The following is an 18,703-nucleotide window of genomic DNA, read 5'->3' as shown; positions in this document are numbered from 1 at the left end:
TCTTATGGGGAGAAAGAAATTATGGTTGATTGCGTTTGTCCTGTTATTTGCAGCAAGCGGTATTCTATCCGCATGTTCAAGCAAAGGCACAAGTTCATCAGATGAAAAGGTTGATTTAGATAAAAAGGTAAAGCTGACCTGGATGGCTATTTTGTATCATCAGCAGCCGCCGAAGGATTCCGTCATAAAAGAGATTGAGAAGCTCACAAATACAGAGCTTGATATTACATGGGTGCCTGATGCCGTGAAGGAAGACCGTTTAAATTCCGCACTTGCCGCAGGGAATCTGCCGCAGATTGTCACGATTCAAGACATTAAGAATTCGTCTGCTATTAATGCGTTCAGATCAGGCATGTTCTGGGAAGTCGGTCCGTATTTAAAGGATTATCCAAATTTAAGTAAGATGAACGAACTGATTAATAAAAACGCCTCTATAGACGGTAAGCTTTATGGCATTTATAGAGAGAGACCACTTTCAAGACAAGGAATTGTCATTCGAAAGGATTGGCTTGAAAATTTAAATTTGGATACACCAAAAACATTGGATGATCTTTATGAGGTAGCTAAAGCTTTTACTGAAAAAGATCCGAATCAAAACGGAAAAGCGGATACAATTGGCTTTACGGATCGGAACGATTTGATTTATGGGGCATTTAAAACACTCGGTTCATATGAGGGAATGCCGACAGACTGGAAAGAAGAAAATGGCAAATTCACGCCAGACTTCATGACAGATGAGTACATGAATACAATGAAATACATGAAGAAACTGCGTGACAATGGCTATATCAACAAAGACTTCCCTGTTACAAGCAAAACACAGCAGCAGGAATTATTCTCACAAGGAAAAGCAGGGATCTATGTTGGGAATATGGTAGACGCAGTGAACTTGAGAGATGACGCGACAGATAAAAACATGGAAATAGATATCATCAACCGAATCAAAGGCCCAGATGGCAAAGAACGTGTGTGGGCATCAGGTGGTCATAATGGCATCTTTGCATTCCCTAAAACAAGCGTGAAATCAGAGGCAGAATTAAAACGGATTTTGGCCTTCTTTGACCGCATTGCAGAAGAAGATGTATATGGTCTCATGACGTACGGTATTGATGGCGAGCATTATAAGAAAGAAGAAGGGAATACATTTGTCAGAGAAGAAAGCCAAGTGAAAAGCTGGCAGACAGACGTACAGCCGCTTGTCAGTCTAGTAGGAATTGATAAACGTTACTTGAAAAATAAAGGAGATGCGGTTCGTACAAAATATGAAGAGCTAGAAGAAGACAATCAAAACATCATCGTCGCCAATCCTGCTGAAAGCCTGTATTCAGAAACAGCCTCAGAGCGAGGAAACGAGTTGAAAAAAATCATCGATGATGCGACTTATAAGTTCATTCTTGGAGACATCAGTGAAGATCAATTTAAGAAAGATGTAGAGAAGTGGAAATCAAACGGTGGTCATAAAATCATAGAAGAATATGAAGCTTCCTTTAAAAAATCAAAATGATCAACATAAACACCCCCGCACAGTTAAAAAGCGGGGGTGTTTTTATTAAAAGTCAAAGTTGTCTGGGTCTGGACCGATACGTTTGTTTTCATTTAAGTCAGAAAGGCGCTTCATATCCTCATCAGATAAGGCAAAATCAAATATGTCTGCATTTTCTTTTAAACGATGGGCTTTCGTTGATTTTGGAATGGTGATGACGCCTTTTTGCACATCCCAGCGCAAAATAATTTGAGCAGGTGTTTTGCCGTATGTGTCCGAGAGCTCTTTGATCACCGGATGATGAAGCAGTTCCCCCTGCATTAGCGGTGACCAAGCTTCCATTTGAATGCCATGTGTGTTCAAATACGTAAAGAGTGTTTCCTGCGTCAGTTTTGGGTGAAACTCCACTTGATTGATAGCTGGTATGATGTCTGCATCTTTTAATAGTTCGTCTAGGTGATGCGGCTGGAAGTTGCTCACTCCGATGGCCCTGACTTTTCCTTCACGATACAAGGTTTCCAGTGCACGCCAAGCTTCTTTGTATTTTCCTTCAACCGGCCAATGGATTAAATACAGATCAAGGTAATCAAGCTGAAGCTTTTTCAAGCTTTCTTCGTATGCGTTTAGGGTAGATTCATATCCTAAATCGGCATTCCACACTTTTGATGTCACAAAGAGGTCCTCGCGGCGCAGTCCTGTTTCTGCTAAACCAAGCTGTATGCCTCGTCCAACACCTTCTTCATTTCCGTAAATAGCCGCTGTATCAATACTGCGATAGCCTAATTGAATGGCTGTTTTGACGGCGTCTATTAATTCTGCGCCATCTTCAACCTTGAATACACCAAGACCAAATCCTGGCATGTGGATCCCATTGTTTAATGTTTTTGTACTTTGTAAATGGTTCATATTGAAAACTCCTTTAGATGGTTTGATTTTGTTCTTGTTGTTCCATTCGAAAACTAATCATCGTGAGAATTACTGCGATAAGGACCATGATGCCGCCGACCCAGCCTGTATGCACAAGCCCAAGAGTATCTGTCACGATGCCGCCTAAAAATGAGCCGATGGCGATACCGGCATTAAAGGCAGCGATATTCATAGCGGAAGCGACGTCGACTGCTCCTGGTGTGTATCTTTCTGCAAAGTCAACGACAGCTACTTGCAATCCAGGCACATTCATGAAAGCAAACAGTCCCATCAGCATGACGGTTCCAATGCCTAGCACCGTGAATCCAGCAGTCAAGCTAAGGGTAAACATAATGATGCTTTGGATGATAAACATGTAAATCAGTGCTTTCATTGGCTGCTCATTAGCAGCCTTTCCGCCAATGACATTTCCGGCTGCGATCGTGATCCCGTATAAAAGCAGGATCAAGGCCACCGCCTCAGGCGCAAGACCTGTCACATGCTGTAAGAGAGGGGATAAATACGTAAAGACGACAAAGGTTCCTCCGTATCCTGTTGCTGTAATGACAAATAGAAGCAAGATTCTTTTTGTTTTTAATAAGACAGCTTGATCCTTAAATGATGTTTTCACGCCTTGCTTTAATTGAGATGGAACAAGAAAATAGTTGGATATCAGTGCGATCAGACCAATGATGACAATCACACCAAATGACGTCCGCCAGCCGAGCTCATGGCCAAGAAATGTCCCAAATGGCACGCCCGTCACAGTAGCAACTGTTAATCCAGTGAACATAAAGGCAATCGCACTTGCCCGTTTTTCTTTCACTACAAGGCTTGCAGCAATCGTAGAGCCGATGGACATAAAGATTCCATGGGATAAGGCTGAAATGACCCGTCCGATTAATAGCACTGAAAAAGTCGGAGCAATCGTGGCTAGTGTATTTCCAATCAAAAAGACGAGCATAATGAGCAATAGCAATGTCTTTCTTTTCATCGTTGAAGTCAGAGAAGTCAAAATAGGCGCGCCGAATGTCACACCAAGTGCATATAAAGAGACGGTCCAGCCCGCCTGGCTGACGCTCACTCCAAAGTCCTCTGAAATCATCGGCAAAAGACCGACACTAATGAACTCAGTGGTTCCTATAGCAAAAGCACTAATGGCTAGTGCGAGAAGGGCAAAGTGGTTTTGCTTTTTCTTCATGAATAAGTGTTCACATCCTTCTATGATGACATTTTGATAGACGAAGCCGATCGGCAAGAGTTATTATCTAACATAGATGACGAAAAAAAAAGTACGTACTTTTTTGTAATATAGGTACTAAAAAGTGCCTGTTCGCACAAAGAGGAGTGAGGATTTGATGGAAAAGAAAAAATATAATATCTCAGTGGAAGCGACCCTTGAGGTCATTGGCGGGAAGTGGAAGTGCGTGATTTTATGTCATTTAACACATGGAAAAAAACGCACGAGTGAATTGAAGCGGCTCATGCCAAACATCACACAAAAAATGCTTACACAACAGCTGAGAGAGCTTGAAAGTGATGGGGTGATTAACCGAATTGTGTATGAGCAAGTACCGCCTAAAGTGGAATATGAATTAAGTGAATACGGACAGTCGCTCGAAAGAATTCTGAATGCGCTTTGTGATTGGGGAGCAGCTCATATTGAACGTGTGTACGGAGAGCCGCTTTCAGTGCTGGAAGACAGCATTTTAAATGAACAATTTAAATAAAAAAGTCCCGCTTCCTGTGCGAGCGGGACTTTTTGTCTTATGTGCCTTTTTTGTGGTCGCGGTATTTGCCAGGGGTCGTGCCTTCTAGTTTTTTGAAGGAACGGATGAAGTTTTGCGGATTTTTATATTTCAGTTTTTCCGAAATTTCTTTGACGGACATATCGGTTTCCACGAGCCAGTTTTTGGCGACATGGTGTCTGTAGGACGAGAGATATTCACTAAAGGAGATATCCATTTCCTTTCTAAAAATACTGCTTAAATAATTGGGGTTGTAATGCAGGCGTGTGGCGATTTCATCCAATGTAAGATCTGAGTCGAATTCTTGATGAATGATATGAATGATTTTCTCTGAGATGTTTTTGTATTGTGAGTCCTCACGTGCACCTAGCTGGTCAATAATCGGCCGAATGATCTCATGTTTCAGCCATGCTTCGGTATCTTCAAAGGTTTTAAATTCAAAAATCGTATCATACAGCATTTTGTTGTCTTCGACCTCAAATAATTCAATGCCAAGCAAATGCATCAGCTCAATCAAATTGTTTAAAAAACGGGCGAGAGCGATATGGTATTCATGCGGTCCAGCATTTTTAGAGAAAATGGATTGCAGAAGCACATGTAAATAATGATCCGCCTTGCCTTGATCACCTGCTTTCATCGCATCGAATAAATCATGCTGCAGCTGTTTTGGAAAATGGGTTTTAAACGTTTTTCCTTGCTGAATATGTTCATATAAGATAATGGATTTTTTCTCTGCTTTGAGCCTGTATTTTAAGGCTTCTTTTCCTTCAATGTAAGCCTGTTTCGCCATCGTGAGCTCCTTAAACTGGCGGCTGATCCCGATGCTGATCGATAAACCAAGCTCTTCCTCGATGCGCTGCTGAATAGTTTCCGCTAATTGGTTTAAATATTCAGTAAACTCTTCATCTGACTTTGAGTGATTCAAGATAATCGTCGTTTGATGCTGATTGACAACCGTTGGCTGAAGGTGCTCATCTTGCGGAATCATCTGCTCGATCAGTCCATTGATGGCAAATAACAGCAAGTCAGCATCCTTTTTTTCATAAGGTGTTCCTTTTAACGTATCGATTTGGGTCACAAGCATGGATAAATGAGACCAGCCCTGAGGGAATCCCAAACTTTGGAACCGGTTGTTAATTTCTTCTTCTGTCAGCTTTCCGAGCAATAGCCGCACCATAAAGTATTGCTGAAGGTGCGTGACTTGCTGCTCAATACGTTCCTCTAAATCATTGTTTTGATCCTTCATTTGTTTAATACTCGACTCAATCAACTCAAATTCATTTTGAAAAGGCTGTTTTTGCAAAAAGGATTCATTGCGTGCAAAGGACTCATATAACAAGCGGATTGGTTTATAAAAATGTCTGGACCCAAACCATGAAAATAGTAATGAAAGCGCTAACAAAATAAAGCAGATAATAAAAGTGATCCACCCAATTGATTTCGTTTGTGCCTTGAGTTCTGGAATGGAAACAAAGGATAAGTACGTCCATTCGTTATAGTCTGATTTTTGAAACGTAATTTGATAGTCTAGTTCCTCGATCTTCATGTTAAATTGACCTGATCGTTCTTCACGTGATAGGACATGCTTGACGAGCTCTTGATTCTTCAAGGATTCACCAATTTGTTCTTTGCGGTTATGTAGCAGCACTTTTCCGTTTGTATCAATGACAAACATACTGTCAGATTGAGAGAAGTCAGGCATATTGTCAGCAATCGTGCAGCTCGGAATGCTGGCGACAGCGATCCCTTTTTTCTGGACACTGTTCATAGGGAGTTGTTTGATTAAGTTCACATTGTATTTGCAAAAGGAGGCCTTTCCTTCTTTTGTCGCAACAAGTGGATTATTCTCTTCAAGTGCCCAGCTGGAATGACTCGGTATATTGAGGTAAGAGGTGAGCGCTTTCTCTTGGTCTCCGCTTGTGACATGATAAAGTCCCGAATTGTTCATGTACCAGTCTTCCATTTTACTCACGAGTGTAATATTGGAAAGATCGGTGTCAAAGGTTTGCAGGTAGTTTAGTTCCTGCTGTACTTGATTATAAAGCTGGAATTGGTCTGGATTTAAAGGTTCTGCCAGTGTTTGAAGGAGAGGCGGCGAACTGACATAGTGAGTGAGAGAATGATCCACTGTTTTTAAAATATGCTCAATATTGGATTGCGTTTGTTTGACGCTGTCCAGCTTTTCATTTGAGATATTTTCGAGTGCGGTTTTTTGCGAATGCTGATAAGAAAAAATACCGACAATGATGACAGGAATCGTACTAAGCACGAAAAAAAACGTCACAAGCTTGTAATAAAATTTATACTGCCTTCTTTTCATAAAACCCCCCATTTCAAACAGAACAATCTTTTCCCCTTAATTTATTAATCCAAAAATTTGGTAGGTTTGTCAATAATCATTTTCTGAGATTAGGATCATTTTCTTATGTTTTATGTAACGTTTTGAGTAGCTTCCCCTAAGTAAATATGATCTGATGATATGATTGTAGACGGATTTTTCATCCTTAAGATACAGTTAACACATGCATCAGCATGAGGGGAGGCTTTATCTATGAAAACAGAGGATGTCACTGCCAAGGGTATGCCTGCGGCAGCTTTGAAAAAAGAAAAGAGAAAGCGCTTACTTAATCAATTGCTTAGTCAAAAGTTTTTGTATGTAATGATTTTGCCAGGGCTCATTTATTTTCTTGTCTTTAAATATGTGCCGATGTGGGGGCTTATCATTGCCTTTCAAGATTACCAGCCGTTTCTCGGTATTCTTGGGAGTGAGTGGGTTGGCTTCAAACACTTTATTCGATTGTTTACAGAACCAACATTTTTCATCTTATTAAAAAATACACTGATTTTATTTGCCATGAATGTCGTGATTTTCTTTCCGATTCCGATCTTATTGGCCCTGCTTTTAAACGAGGTCAGATTGGCATTGTTTAAGAAATTTGTCCAGACCATGATATACATTCCTCACTTCATGTCATGGGTGATTGTCGTGTCCTTATCTTTTGTTTTGTTAACAGTAGATGGCGGGTTAATCAATGAATTGATTGCTTTCTTTGGAGGGGAAAAGATTAACTTCCTCCTTAGTCAGGAATGGTTCAGACCCATGTACATTTTACAGGTGATCTGGCGGGAAGCAGGCTGGTCGACGATCATTTATCTTGCGGCGATTACAGCGGTAGATCCGCAGCTATATGAAGCAGCAAAAATGGATGGAGCCGGCAGACTGAGACAAATGTGGCACATCACTCTTCCTGCCATTAAAAGTGTGATTGTCGTTCTGCTTATTTTGAAAATTGGTGACACATTAGAGCTTGGCTTTGAGCATGTCTACTTATTACTCAATGCAACGAACCGGGAAGTAGCAGAAATCTTTGATACGTACGTCTATACAGCTGGTCTTAAGCAAGGACAATTCAGCTATAGTACCGCTGTTGGTCTATTTAAAGCAGCCGTTGGACTCATTTTGGTCATGCTGGCGAACCGTTTAGCGAAGAAATTCGGGGAAGAAGGTATTTACTAAAAAGGGAGATGAAGAAGAATGACATTATCGACTGAAAAGGGATCACCACTTGAGCATGCAGAGAAATTAGCACAAACAATTATGAAAGCGCATACACCAATTGAGCTGCCTCCAGCTGGAAGATGGCATTATCATCAAGGCGTTTTTCTTTGCGGTGTGATGAAGCTATATGAAGCAACGGAGAACGAGACGTATTTCAATTATGTGAAAAGCTACGCAGATTCGCTCATTGATGAGTATGGAAACCTGTTATTCCGGAGAGATGAGCTTGATGCGATCCAAGCAGGGCTCATTTTATTCCCTCTTTACGAACGGACGGGAGAGAAGCGGTATGTGCTGGCAGCGGAGAAGCTTCGGGGGCTTTACCGAACATTGAATCGCACATCTGAGGGCGGGTTTTGGCATAAAGACAATTATGCCTATCAAATGTGGTTGGATGGTCTCTACATGGGAGGACCTTTTGCCTTAAAGTATGCAAAGCTGAGAGGTGAAGAGGAACTGGTGGATATGGTGATCCATCAAGAGTATCTCATGAGAAAGCATACAAAAGATGAAAAAACAGGTCTGTACTATCACGCGTGGGACGAACGAAAAGTGATGCCATGGGCTGATCAAAAGACTGGCTGTTCCCCCGAGTTTTGGGCAAGATCGTTTGGCTGGTATGTCCTTGCATTAGCAGATATGATCGAGGATCTGCCAGAAGAGCATGAGGGACGAAAGGTTTGGAAGGAAACGCTGACAGACATGCTGGAAAGTGTATCCAAGTACCAGGATCAAGACACAGGTCTCTGGCATCAAATCATTGATAAAGGTACTCATAGCGACAATTGGCTTGAAAGCTCAGGATCGTGTTTATTCATGTACGCCATGGCAAAAGCCATGAATGAAGGGTATGTCAGCCTTCGTTATGTCGATCATGTGGTGAAAGCATACCAAGGCTTAATTCATCATAAGACGGCTGAGACAGAAAACGGTGATTTTACCATCAATGATATTTGTATCGGAACATCTGCTGGATTTTATGATTACTACGTTGAAAGAGAGCGAAGCACAAATGACTTGCACGGGGCAGGCGCTTTTATTATGGCGTTAACTGAGCTAGAGAAGCTGTCTGTTTTTCAGAAGGCATGAAGAGGCGAAAAAGGGGTGCGGTATGGCTCCTCAGCTTCATCGCTGCCCTTTGTTTGTCAGCCTGCCAAGGGAAAACAAACGGTATTGATGTTCTGATTTTTTCTGACATGTCAAAGGGGATGAAGGATCAATTAGTCGAGAAGGCTTTTCAGACAGAACAAGAGTCTTATAGCGTCCACATCTTTCCGGCGATTCCTGAAAAGCTTCTTGTTGAAATTACCGCAAAAGAGGGGGACATCATGCTTGTCCCGGAAGAAATGTTTAGAACATATGATGATCCTGAAAGCTTTCAGCTGCTTGAAGAAATGGGCGTAGATGATCAAGTGGCAGGACCATATACGGTCGAGGACCAAAAGACAGGGAAAACGGTCGATTATGCGGTTCAAGTCAATAAAGGCACAAAAAAGCTAAACGGCTATACCTTTCAATTACACCGAGATATGGTCGCTTTTATTCCTGTGTATGCTTACAAGTCCAATGAGGCGCTGTCTCTCATGAAACAGCTTCGTGAAAATCGATAGAAAAAGAGGTGGGGACTGTGAAACGGGTCGTAGTTTGCGGACTCAGTCATCGTGCGTTCAATATGTTTATTAAACCGCTCACAGAGGATTTCAATGAGCATTACAAGATTACAGGGCTCCTAGATATAGATCATCATCGGTATACACTTTGTCAGGAGCGTTTTCCATCACTGCGGGGCATCTCGTTCTTTCATGCAGGTGCATTTGATCAAATGGTGAAGGAAGCAAAGCCAGATATCGTCATTGTGGCAGGCCGGGATGACACACATGTCACGTATATTTTGCAGGCACTTGACCATGATCTCGATGTCATCACTGAAAAGCCAATGGTCACAACAGCAAAAGACGCCAAAAAAGTGATGGAAAAAGAAAAGGAAAGTAAAGGGAAGGTCACAGTCACTTTTAATTATCGCTACAATCCATTTCATCGAAAGATCAAAGAACTCATTTTAGAAGGAAAGATTGGAAGGGTCACATCTGTTGAACTGAGCTGGCTCATTGATACGTATCATGGTGCTAGTTACTTCAAAAGGTGGAACCGAACGAGGCAATTCTCTGGCGGACTATCCATTCATAAATCGACGCATCATTTTGATTTGGTCAATTGGTGGATCAATCAAAAGCCGAAGCAAGTATTTGCCTATGGGGCGCTGAACTATTACGGAAATGAAAGTCCTTGGAATCCCTTGCAGGGGGGAGAAAACAGGTATTGCGGAACATGTCATGTGAAGGATACCTGTCATTATGAAGCAAGGTGGAATCCGCGGGTAGAACGCTCAAAGGTCGAGGACGACCATATCGAATCCGGTAAGGAGCAAACGCAGCAGTACTCAAATTATCGCCCAGACGCCTGTATTTTTGATCAGGAAATTGACATTGAGGATACATATGTGGCATCAGTGGCATATGACCAAGGGGCTCTGCTCAGCTATTCAATTCAATTCTCAGCGCCATATGAAGGATACCGGCTTGCCATTAATGGGACGAAGGGGCGTATTGAAACAAATGAGTTTCATGTGCCATCAAGAATTCCTTTTCAATTCCCAGAACAGACGATTTCTTATTATCCGATGTTTGGGGCAAAAGAGACAATTGAAGTCGTGAAACAGCCAGGGGGACATGGCGGCGGAGACCCTCTGCTTCTGGCCGATTTATTTATAGGAAAAGATCCTTTAATTCACTATGACATATCAGCAGGAGCAGAGGCTGGTGCTTATTCGATTGCACTTGGGGAAGGCATGTGGCGGTCTGTTGCAGAGAAGCGCCCAATTGAAATAGAAGAATTGTTTCAAAAAGAGACGGTGTAATGAGAAAGAGAGGAGGGGAAAGAGATGGATCATGATGGTTCAATGAGCAGAATGCTTCGAATGTGTGAGTGGGTGATGAGACTTGCCTATACGAATTTGCTATGGCTGCTGTTCACCATGCTGGGGCTTGGGATCTTTGGATTGATGCCTGCGACCACTGCGTTATTTTCAGTGATGAGAAAGTGGATACAAGGGCATGAGCAAGTCAGCGTTTTCCGGACTTTTTGGAAGGTGTATCGTGAGGAGTTTGTACGCTCTAACTTAATTGGAGTGGCGCTGCTGATCATAGGGACGATTATATATGTAGACCTTGCGTTTATTTATCCAACGAGCTGGTTTTTGCATGTGCTTCGTTTTGCCATTTATATCTTTGGTTTTCTCTTTGTTGTGAGCTTGTTTTATATTTTTCCGCTGCTGGCTCATTATGATTGGAAAAAACGTCTCTATCTGAAATTCTCTCTTTTGCTTGGTATCTCATATTTGCAATATACACTCTGTATGCTCGTTTTCTCGGCTCTGCTGTTTGTTCTCTTTGCTTATTTGCCGGGAATCGTGCCGTTCTTTAGTGTGAGTATACTCGCCTATGGCCACATGTGGCTGGCCTATCAAGTATTCAAAAAGGTAGAGTTTGAAAGTGATCAGCAGACAGCCGAAGTGAAGAAACGTCTGCCGTCTTTCCTTCAATCGAAGCGGGTGAATACACAGTGATGTGAATCATTTGCTATAATGGTGTCACCGTGATTAAAAGGAGAGATGAGCGTCGTGTCAGTAAAAGAAATCTCAATAGAAGAATTAAAACAAAAGCTAGAGCAAGAAGAAGCCATTCAGCTTGTTGATGTGCGAGAGGACGAGGAAGTAGCAGAAGGAATGATTCCAGAAGCTGTCCACATCCGAATGGGAGATATTCCTGAGAAGCTGGATGCATTCGATCAAACGCAGGAATATTATATTATTTGCCGCTCCGGAAAACGTAGTGAAAATGTCTGCTATTTCCTAGAAGACCAAGGCTATCAAGCGACCAATGTCATTGGCGGGATGCTTGCTTGGACAGGAGAAACAAAACCGAAGCTGTAAAAGAAGTCCGACCTTTCATCTTTGAGATGAAAGGCTTTTTTGTTCATATGCCCGTCCTTATATGCATAAAGATAGAGTAGCGAGAGAAGGGAGAGTGGCATATGTGCTAAAGGTAGCTGTATTTGATGAAGAACACGAAAAAGATTTGCAGAGCGAAATCAATCTTTTTTTAAAAGGAATGGATGACGACCAAATTATTGATATCAAGTACGATGTAGCGGTGATCTGTGAGCAGGGAGGAGAACAGCTCTACTGTTTTTCTGCACTCATTTTATATAAAAAATAGACGGCATCAAAAAAGGACCTGTTTGAAGGGCCCTTTTTGTTTGATTAGCTAGCGTCAATATATAAACGATGCTTTTTGCAGTGAACACATTGAAAGAGGTAGCCCTGCAAGTCTCCTCCGTTGACGAGCCATTGTTTTAGGTTCTCTTTCGTTAATCCCCCGCCGCTGCAAATGTCTTCGATATCTTCTGTGAGTTCTTCCTCTAAATGTTCTATCTCTTTCCATCCGACATACTGGACGATTGCGCAAAAATCTCCGCAATGGCTTAACCAATATTCCTGCTGCCAGCCGCGATAACCTGGCGTTCTGAAGATCAGTTCATCTACATATTCCTCTTGATCGACGTCATCACAACTTGCATCGTCTTGAAAGATGCCATCGTATTTTTTAGCGGCTGATCCATCTTTAATACACCAAGGGCAAATTCCTTCCACATCTTCAACAGTATAAAATGGACCATGATACACGTAATCTCTTTCTTTCTCACAAACAGGACATGTCGTATGCTCTTTTTTGATCACGTTTAACGAAACTGGATCTGGGTTGTACTTGAATGTAGGTAACGTCATAAAAACCTCCATGTTGTGAATCACTTCATTCTATTATTTTATAGGAATGTGGAAGAGCATGACAATCTTAAATTGTTTGTATAGAAAAAAGCCGTTCACATGAGGAACGGCTTTTTCAAACAGCGTTTATGCTTTTTTTACTCTTGGACTTCTTGGTTTATTGACTTTGTTGGCCTGTTTGATTGCTCTTCGTTCATCATTTAATGATTTATACAGTGACACAACCATCAATATAATGACAACGGAGAACGGCAAGGCGGCGAGTTTTGCTGTATTTTGCAAGGCTTGAAGTCCGCCTGAAAATAATAGCACTGCCGCAACAGCTGATTGGATGATGCCCCAGCTGATCTTTACACTATTCGCAGGATTTAATGAGCCATAGGTTGTCTGCATTCCTAGAACAAATGTGGCTGAATCTGCTGATGTGATAAAGAATACAGCAATTAAAATAAGTGCCAAAATCGACGTAATCATGGCAAGCGGGTATTGATTTAAAACACCAAACAGCATCGTTTCAGTCGGCATACCAGCTACATCTATAATATTTTTTTGTTGTAAATCCATAGCTGATACTCCGAAGATAGAGAACCATAGGAACACGAGGATTGAAGGAGCCACTAAGACACCAATTAAAAATTCTCGAATGGTTCTTCCGCGCGAAACTCTTGCAATAAAAATGCCGACGAATGGAGACCAAGAGATCCACCATGCCCAATAAAAGATCGTCCAGCCATTAATCCATTCTCTCTTTTCTGGATCATTTGGTGATAATCTAAAACTCATTTGTACAATATTCGATAAGTATTGTCCGATCGAATCTGTAAATGAATTTAAAATAAAAACAGTTGGTCCAGCAAAGAGTAAAAAGATCATGAGTATAGCAGCAAATATCATATTTGAATTACTTAAATATTTAATACCTTTACCAATTCCGCTCCAAGCAGAGATCAAGAACAGAACAGTCACGATCGCAATAATAATGAGCTGAGTCAAAAAGTTATTTGGAATGCCGAATAAATAGGTTAATCCACCATTAATTTGTGCGGCACCTAGCCCTAAACTTGTGGCTACGCCAACTACTGTTGCAAACACTGCGATACAATCGATCGTTTTTCCAATCCATCCATGAATTCTGTTTCCGAATACTGGGTATAAGGTGGAACTAATTAATCCAGGCGCATCTTTTCTAAATTTAAAGTATGCGATGCATAACGCGACAATCGCATAAATGGCCCATGCATGAAGTCCCCAGTGGAAAAATGTATAACGAAGGGAATCGCGGAAGGCTTGTGCAGTTTCAGTCTCACCTGTTGGTGATTGAATTGCATAGTGACTGATTGGTTCAGCGGCCCCATAAAAGACAAGACCAATTCCCATACCGGCACTAAATAGCATCGCAAACCAAGAAAAAAGGCCAAATTCAGGCTCTTCACCTGGTTTTCCTAACGTAATTTTTCCGATTGGACTAAAAATAAAGAATAGACAAAAGCCGACAAGTAGTGAAATCACTATCAAATAATACCAGCCAAAGTCGTTTGTAATGTATGTTTGAATCTGATCTGTGACATTTTGTAATGTTTGTGGAGAAAAAGCTCCCCACATAACGGCAACAAATGTGATCGCAATCACAATCCAAAATACACTTGATACGTTTTTCACACCATCTCACTCTCCTGTTGTTCTACACGTTTAAGCAGAGGATTTTGTTTAATATCCCCTATCTCAACTATTTTCAAACAAAAAGAGTCGAGCTTCTCACTCGACCTCTACTTTACCGTAACATGTTTTGCTTCCATTAATCAACTATCGATATGTGAAGATGATTTTTCTTCAATGCGTTTACGAAGACGGTAGACGTATTCTTTTAAACAAACAGCGAAGATGGTAAACGCCAACACAATGGCGACTTTTAAAGGGGTAATGGACAGCTTTAAGAATACAGCGGCTGTCAAACTAATCACAACTGCTAGGATAATCGGAAGTGCACGTCTTATCATGAAAATCTCTCCTTTGCTTCGAGTGCAGCATTCATACCGGCAAGTCTGCCAGTCACAAGTGCTGACGTGATATTGTATCCGCCTGTATAACCATGAATGTCTAGAATTTCTCCGCAGAAATAAAGACCGGGCATTTTTTTAGACGCCATTTTCTTCGGTTCAATTTCTTTTACAGAAACGCCGCCTCCTGTGACAAACGCTTTGTCCAAGGAAAGAGTGCCATTCGCATGAACGATAAAATGTTTGCAATCATGGGCGAATGCGCGCAGTTTGTCCTTAGCAAGACCAGAAAATGTGTCTTGCGGATCTATGCCGTTCCGTTCTAACAGAAACAATAAATAGCGTTCTTGCATCCAAGACTTTAGGACATTTTTAATGGCTTTTTTTGGTTCATCTTTTAGGTCTTGATGAAGCTTTTGGAACAGATCTTCGTCATTAAGCTTCGGATATAAGTCTATTTGCAGACGAACAGTCGGCTGTTTTTTCAATTCTTTCACAACAAATCCGCTGCATCTAAGAATAGCTGGGCCGGATAAGCCAAAGTGAGTAAAAATCATATCCATGACATGTGTGACGACGGGTTTCCCCTTTTTATTTAAAACACTGACAGCCACACTTCTTAAAGAAAGACCTTGTAGCACTTTTTCTTTAATAAAGCGCTCATCTGATGTGACCGGTACTTCTGTTGGGAAGAGCTCTGTAATCGTATGACCAGCGGCTTCTGCCCATGCATAGCCGTCACCAGTAGAACCAGTATGCGGCACACTTTTTCCGCCAACAGCAATGACAACGGCGTTACTTGAAATTTTTTCATCATTATTTGTAACAATTCCAGCTGCTTGTCCGTCTTGATACAGAACTGTTTTAATCTTTTCATTCGTTCGAATGGTGACATTGAGGTTGCGGAGCCTGTCTAAAAGGGCATCCACAACAGATTGTGCTTTGTTTGAGACAGGGAACATACGTCCATGGTCTTCTTCTTTAAGTTCAATGCCGAGGTTTTCAAAAAACGAAATAATATCCTCGTTATTGAACTCAGAAAATGCACTATATAAAAAACGGCCGTTTCCGGGAATATGCTTGATGATTTCTTCTACTGGAAGGCGGTTGGTGACGTTACAGCGTCCACCGCCAGAAATGGCGAGCTTCCTGCCAAGTTTGTTTCCTTTGTCAATTAACAGAACAGTCGCTCCGTGCTCTGCTGATGCAATCGCGGCCATCAGTCCAGAAGGTCCACCGCCAATGACAATGACATCATAATGTTTCATGTTACATTCCTCTTTCTACTTTCAGTCATTCCTCTATTATAACGAAAATTGGGGAAGGCTGAAATATGAATTGATTGGTTTTGTGCCTTCTGTATTGGATTTGTTACCTGTGCGTCGAAATGATGTGGTAAAATAGTTAAGTTGAATATTCATTAGAAAAATGGTGGTTAAGCGCATGTCTAATAAACTGCTTCGTGGTACGTTGGTTTTAACGATAGGGACTTATCTCTCTCGTATTCTTGGTATGATTTACTTAATTCCATTTAGCGCAATGGTTGGAGCTACTGGTGGAGCGCTATTTCAATATGGATACAATCAGTTTACGATTTTCATTAGCATTGCTACTCTGGGTTTTCCAGCAGCAGTGTCTAAATTTGTTTCAAAATATAATGCGATTGGTGACTTTGAGACAACACGAAAAATGTTTAGAGCCGGCATGTCTGTCATGCTTGTTTCAGGTATCATTGCTTTTAGTATTTTATATTTATCAGCCCCAATTTTTGCTGAGATACAGCTCGGCGGATCAATCGAAACTGGTGGACTAACGGTTGACCAGGTGACATATGTAATTAGAATGGTGAGTTTGGCTCTCTTAGTTGTCCCGATTATGGGTCTTATACGTGGTTTTTTTCAAGGGCATCAAATGATGGGACCAACAGCAGTTTCACAAGTTGTTGAACAGATAGTCCGAATTATCTTCTTGTTGACGGCAACTTATGTCATTTTAAAGGTGCTTAACGGGGGGCTTGTCATCGCAGTAGGATATGCTACTTTTGCTGCTCTGATCGGTTCTTTTGGAGGTTTATTCACGTTATATGTATATTGGATCAAGCGGAAAGATAAATTACTTGCGATGCAGCCTAATTCTGGACCAAATTTAGGCCTTGGATATAAAAAAATATTTATTGAGCTATTTAGTTATGCTGCTCCATATGTTTTTGTTGGATTAGCTATCCCTCTATACTCTTACATTGATACTAATACTATTAATAAAGCAATGATTAATGCTGGTTTTAAAGATATAAGTACTGCAGTACTTTCTATAGTTACTTTATATTTACCTAAGCTTGTAATGATTCCAGTATCATTAGCGACGGCATTTGGTTTAACATTAATTCCAACTATCACAGAATCTTTCACATCACGAAATTATAAATTATTAAACAGACAAATTGACCAGACGATGCAAGGCGTTCTATTTTTCGTGCTGCCTGCATCATTTGGTATCTCAGCATTGGCTGGACCGGTTTATTGGTTTTTCTATCCGTCCGTTCATCCTGAGATTGGGATGTCAATTTTGTTCTGGTATGCACCTGTTGCGTTATTGTTTTCCTTATTCACCATTAATGCAGCAATTTTGCAGGGAATTAACAAACAAAAATTCGCCATTGTCAGTCTGTTGTTAGGGATCATTATTAAAACGGTTCTGAACATTCCGCTAATCAGCTGGCTGCAAGGAAATGGTTCTGTGCTTGCGACTGCGTTAGGCTATAGCGCGTCCATCTTGTATATGTTTATCATGATTAAGCGCCATGCCGGCTACTCGTTCCGCAGGATTTTCAAACGATTTATTCTCATTGGTATTTTAACGGCGATTATGGCTGTTGTGGCGTATGTGACATGTCAGCTTGTGAGCCAAGTGATTTCGTATGAGGGTGGAATTGTACAAGCGGGTATCGTCATTTTGATTTCAATGATCACTGGCGGCGGTGTGTATCTGTTCTTGTCTTATAAGGTAGGATTACTTGAGCGTGTACTCGGCAGCCGTATGCCGAAATTTTTAAGAAAAAAGAGTTAAGAAGAGGTGGATATTCATGAGGCTTGATAAATTGCTTGCTAGCAGCGGCTTTGGTTCAAGAAAAGATGTGAAGAAGCTGGTCAAGGCACGGGCGGTCACAGTGAATGGAGAAGTGGCGAAGCAGGTGAAAGATCATGTTGATCCCTCGAATGATGAAGTGCTCGTACACGGAGAGCGTGTAGAGTATAAAGAATTCATTTACTTAATGATGAACAAACCGGACGGGGTCATCTCAGCAACTGAAGATCTGCGGGATGAAACGGTCGTCGATTTACTAGAGCCGGAGGATATCGCAAGGGAGCCATTTCCTGTGGGGAGACTGGATAAGGACACAGTCGGTCTCCTCCTCCTCACAAATGATGGACAGCTTGCTCATCAATTACTTTCTCCAAAAAAGCATGTGCCAAAAACATACGAAGTTCATTTGAAATACCCATTAGGAGATCAAGACATCAAGCGCCTTGAAGAGGGCGTTGTCATTTTAGATGATTACTGCACGAAGCCGGCGAAGGTTGAAGTAGATGCGAATGAAAACGAAGATACACGCATCCGTTTAATGATTACTGAAGGAAAGTACCATCAAGTGAAGCTGATGGCGCAAGCAGTGGGAAATGAAGTCATTTTTTTAAAAAGACTCTCGATGGGGGCTGTCTCTTTAGATGAAGATCTAGCGCCTGGGGAGTACCGTGAATTGACGGATGAAGAGTTGGACAGCTTAATCAATCGACCATAAATGTAGAATAAAAGAAAAGAACCGGCATATCGCCGGTTCTTTTTGTTATATGGACAGTTCATTATACGCTTAAGATGATATTTTCACTTTTTTTCTCGTTGTTTCCCATTTGCCTCTGCTTGGACTATGAACAAGATCGTTATAGGCAAGCACGTTTAAGTCTCTTTGAATGGTTCTAGGTGTGATCCCGAATTCATCAACCAGCTCTTGTGTCGTCACAAGACCTTTCTCTTGAATGAACATATAAACTGATTTAATTCGAGTCATCATACGGTTTGTTGAAGGTTTCAAAAAACCACTCCCTATCAATAAGATCGGATGGACTTGACTAACCACAACTTACTACACTAAAACTGCGAAATAAG

At 41.4% G+C, this 18,703-nt stretch carries 19 protein-coding genes; 11 read left to right on the top strand and 8 right to left on the bottom strand.

The annotated features are described in order from the left end of the window. The first annotated feature begins 4 nt into the window (after window positions 1–4). Window positions 5–1,504 (top strand): extracellular solute-binding protein, encoded by a 1,500-nt coding sequence (locus C6Y06_RS12905; protein WP_106036987.1) that lies wholly within the window; start codon window positions 5–7, stop codon window positions 1,502–1,504. Between the two features lie 45 nt (window positions 1,505–1,549). Here the strand turns inward: C6Y06_RS12905 and C6Y06_RS12900 are convergent, their stop codons facing one another. Then, the gene (locus tag C6Y06_RS12900) at window positions 1,550–2,389 is read right to left on the bottom strand and encodes an aldo/keto reductase (RefSeq protein ID WP_060597047.1); all 840 of its coding nucleotides are present in this window, start codon (window positions 2,387–2,389) and stop codon (window positions 1,550–1,552) included. Window positions 2,390–2,402: 13 nt separating this feature from the next. Beyond that, window positions 2,403–3,590, bottom strand: coding sequence for an MFS transporter (locus tag C6Y06_RS12895; RefSeq protein WP_106037011.1), 1,188 nt, complete (start codon window positions 3,588–3,590; stop codon window positions 2,403–2,405). 157 nt (window positions 3,591–3,747) lie between these two features. On the opposite strand from C6Y06_RS12895, the gene C6Y06_RS12890 reads away from it, so the two are divergent. Next, window positions 3,748–4,119, top strand: a complete 372-nt coding sequence (locus C6Y06_RS12890; RefSeq protein ID WP_003217763.1) for a winged helix-turn-helix transcriptional regulator — start codon at window positions 3,748–3,750, stop codon at window positions 4,117–4,119. A 37-nt stretch (window positions 4,120–4,156) separates the two neighbouring features. Here the strand turns inward: C6Y06_RS12890 and C6Y06_RS12885 are convergent, their stop codons facing one another. Beyond that, window positions 4,157–6,457 carry a helix-turn-helix domain-containing protein gene (locus tag C6Y06_RS12885; RefSeq protein ID WP_106036986.1) on the bottom strand — a complete coding sequence of 767 codons (2,301 nt, stop codon included), beginning with the start codon at window positions 6,455–6,457 and terminating at the stop codon, window positions 4,157–4,159. 231 nt (window positions 6,458–6,688) lie between these two features. On the opposite strand from C6Y06_RS12885, the gene C6Y06_RS12880 reads away from it, so the two are divergent. The 7 genes from C6Y06_RS12880 to C6Y06_RS12850 all read left to right on the top strand — a co-directional run bounded on the left by C6Y06_RS12880 (window position 6,689) and on the right by C6Y06_RS12850 (window position 11,973). Then, a complete protein-coding gene (locus C6Y06_RS12880; protein WP_034665423.1) occupies window positions 6,689–7,654 on the top strand; it encodes an ABC transporter permease in 966 nt (321 codons plus the stop codon). A gap of 18 nt (window positions 7,655–7,672) precedes the next feature. Continuing rightward, window positions 7,673–8,785, top strand: coding sequence for a glycoside hydrolase family 88/105 protein (locus tag C6Y06_RS12875; protein WP_106036985.1), 1,113 nt, complete (start codon window positions 7,673–7,675; stop codon window positions 8,783–8,785). After that, window positions 8,782–9,306 (top strand): lipoprotein YteS, encoded by a 525-nt coding sequence (locus C6Y06_RS12870; protein ID WP_106036984.1) that lies wholly within the window; start codon window positions 8,782–8,784, stop codon window positions 9,304–9,306. The genes C6Y06_RS12875 and C6Y06_RS12870 overlap by 4 nt, the downstream gene beginning before the upstream one ends. A 17-nt stretch (window positions 9,307–9,323) precedes the next feature. Beyond that, window positions 9,324–10,613 (top strand): Gfo/Idh/MocA family protein, encoded by a 1,290-nt coding sequence (locus tag C6Y06_RS12865; RefSeq protein ID WP_060597044.1) that lies wholly within the window; start codon window positions 9,324–9,326, stop codon window positions 10,611–10,613. A 24-nt stretch (window positions 10,614–10,637) separates the two neighbouring features. Beyond that, window positions 10,638–11,321 carry a YesL family protein gene (locus C6Y06_RS12860; protein ID WP_106036983.1) on the top strand — a complete coding sequence of 228 codons (684 nt, stop codon included), beginning with the start codon at window positions 10,638–10,640 and terminating at the stop codon, window positions 11,319–11,321. A gap of 54 nt (window positions 11,322–11,375) precedes the next feature. Beyond that, window positions 11,376–11,687 carry a rhodanese-like domain-containing protein gene (locus C6Y06_RS12855; RefSeq protein ID WP_066030532.1) on the top strand — a complete coding sequence of 104 codons (312 nt, stop codon included), beginning with the start codon at window positions 11,376–11,378 and terminating at the stop codon, window positions 11,685–11,687. Window positions 11,688–11,790: 103 nt separating this feature from the next. Then, on the top strand, window positions 11,791–11,973 hold the full coding sequence (locus tag C6Y06_RS12850; RefSeq protein WP_034665546.1) for a sporulation protein Cse60: 183 nt from the start codon (window positions 11,791–11,793) through the stop codon (window positions 11,971–11,973). Between the two features lie 44 nt (window positions 11,974–12,017). On the opposite strand, the gene C6Y06_RS12845 is transcribed toward C6Y06_RS12850, so the two are convergent. The 4 genes from C6Y06_RS12845 to C6Y06_RS12830 form a co-directional block, all read right to left on the bottom strand. Continuing rightward, on the bottom strand, window positions 12,018–12,542 hold the full coding sequence (locus C6Y06_RS12845; protein ID WP_106036982.1) for a CbrC family protein: 525 nt from the start codon (window positions 12,540–12,542) through the stop codon (window positions 12,018–12,020). Between the two features lie 126 nt (window positions 12,543–12,668). Then, window positions 12,669–14,201 carry a glycine betaine transporter OpuD gene (gene opuD, locus C6Y06_RS12840; RefSeq protein ID WP_060597040.1) on the bottom strand — a complete coding sequence of 511 codons (1,533 nt, stop codon included), beginning with the start codon at window positions 14,199–14,201 and terminating at the stop codon, window positions 12,669–12,671. A gap of 140 nt (window positions 14,202–14,341) precedes the next feature. After that, the gene (locus tag C6Y06_RS12835; RefSeq protein ID WP_050943538.1) at window positions 14,342–14,539 is read right to left on the bottom strand and encodes a hypothetical protein; all 198 of its coding nucleotides are present in this window, start codon (window positions 14,537–14,539) and stop codon (window positions 14,342–14,344) included. Continuing rightward, entirely contained in the window at window positions 14,536–15,807 is a 1,272-nt protein-coding gene (locus C6Y06_RS12830; RefSeq protein WP_106036981.1) for a BaiN/RdsA family NAD(P)/FAD-dependent oxidoreductase, read from the bottom strand. The genes C6Y06_RS12835 and C6Y06_RS12830 overlap by 4 nt, the downstream gene beginning before the upstream one ends. Before the next feature lie 175 nt (window positions 15,808–15,982). Between C6Y06_RS12830 and C6Y06_RS12825 the strand changes: the two genes are divergently transcribed. Next, a complete protein-coding gene (locus C6Y06_RS12825) occupies window positions 15,983–17,605 on the top strand; it encodes a putative polysaccharide biosynthesis protein (RefSeq protein WP_106036980.1) in 1,623 nt (540 codons plus the stop codon). Window positions 17,606–17,621: 16 nt separating this feature from the next. After that, the gene (locus C6Y06_RS12820) at window positions 17,622–18,338 is read left to right on the top strand and encodes a pseudouridine synthase (RefSeq protein ID WP_106036979.1); all 717 of its coding nucleotides are present in this window, start codon (window positions 17,622–17,624) and stop codon (window positions 18,336–18,338) included. Window positions 18,339–18,407: 69 nt separating this feature from the next. On the opposite strand, the gene C6Y06_RS12815 is transcribed toward C6Y06_RS12820, so the two are convergent. Next, window positions 18,408–18,629, bottom strand: a complete 222-nt coding sequence (locus C6Y06_RS12815; protein WP_008356419.1) for a DeoR family transcriptional regulator — start codon at window positions 18,627–18,629, stop codon at window positions 18,408–18,410. Window positions 18,630–18,703: the final 74 nt, after the last annotated feature.

Source organism: Bacillus sp. MZGC1 (genome assembly GCF_002998605.1).
Taxonomy (GTDB): domain Bacteria; phylum Bacillota; class Bacilli; order Bacillales; family Bacillaceae; genus Bacillus.
The sequence above is the reverse complement of the archived record's forward strand: the minus strand, read 5'-3'. Positions and strand labels throughout refer to the sequence as shown.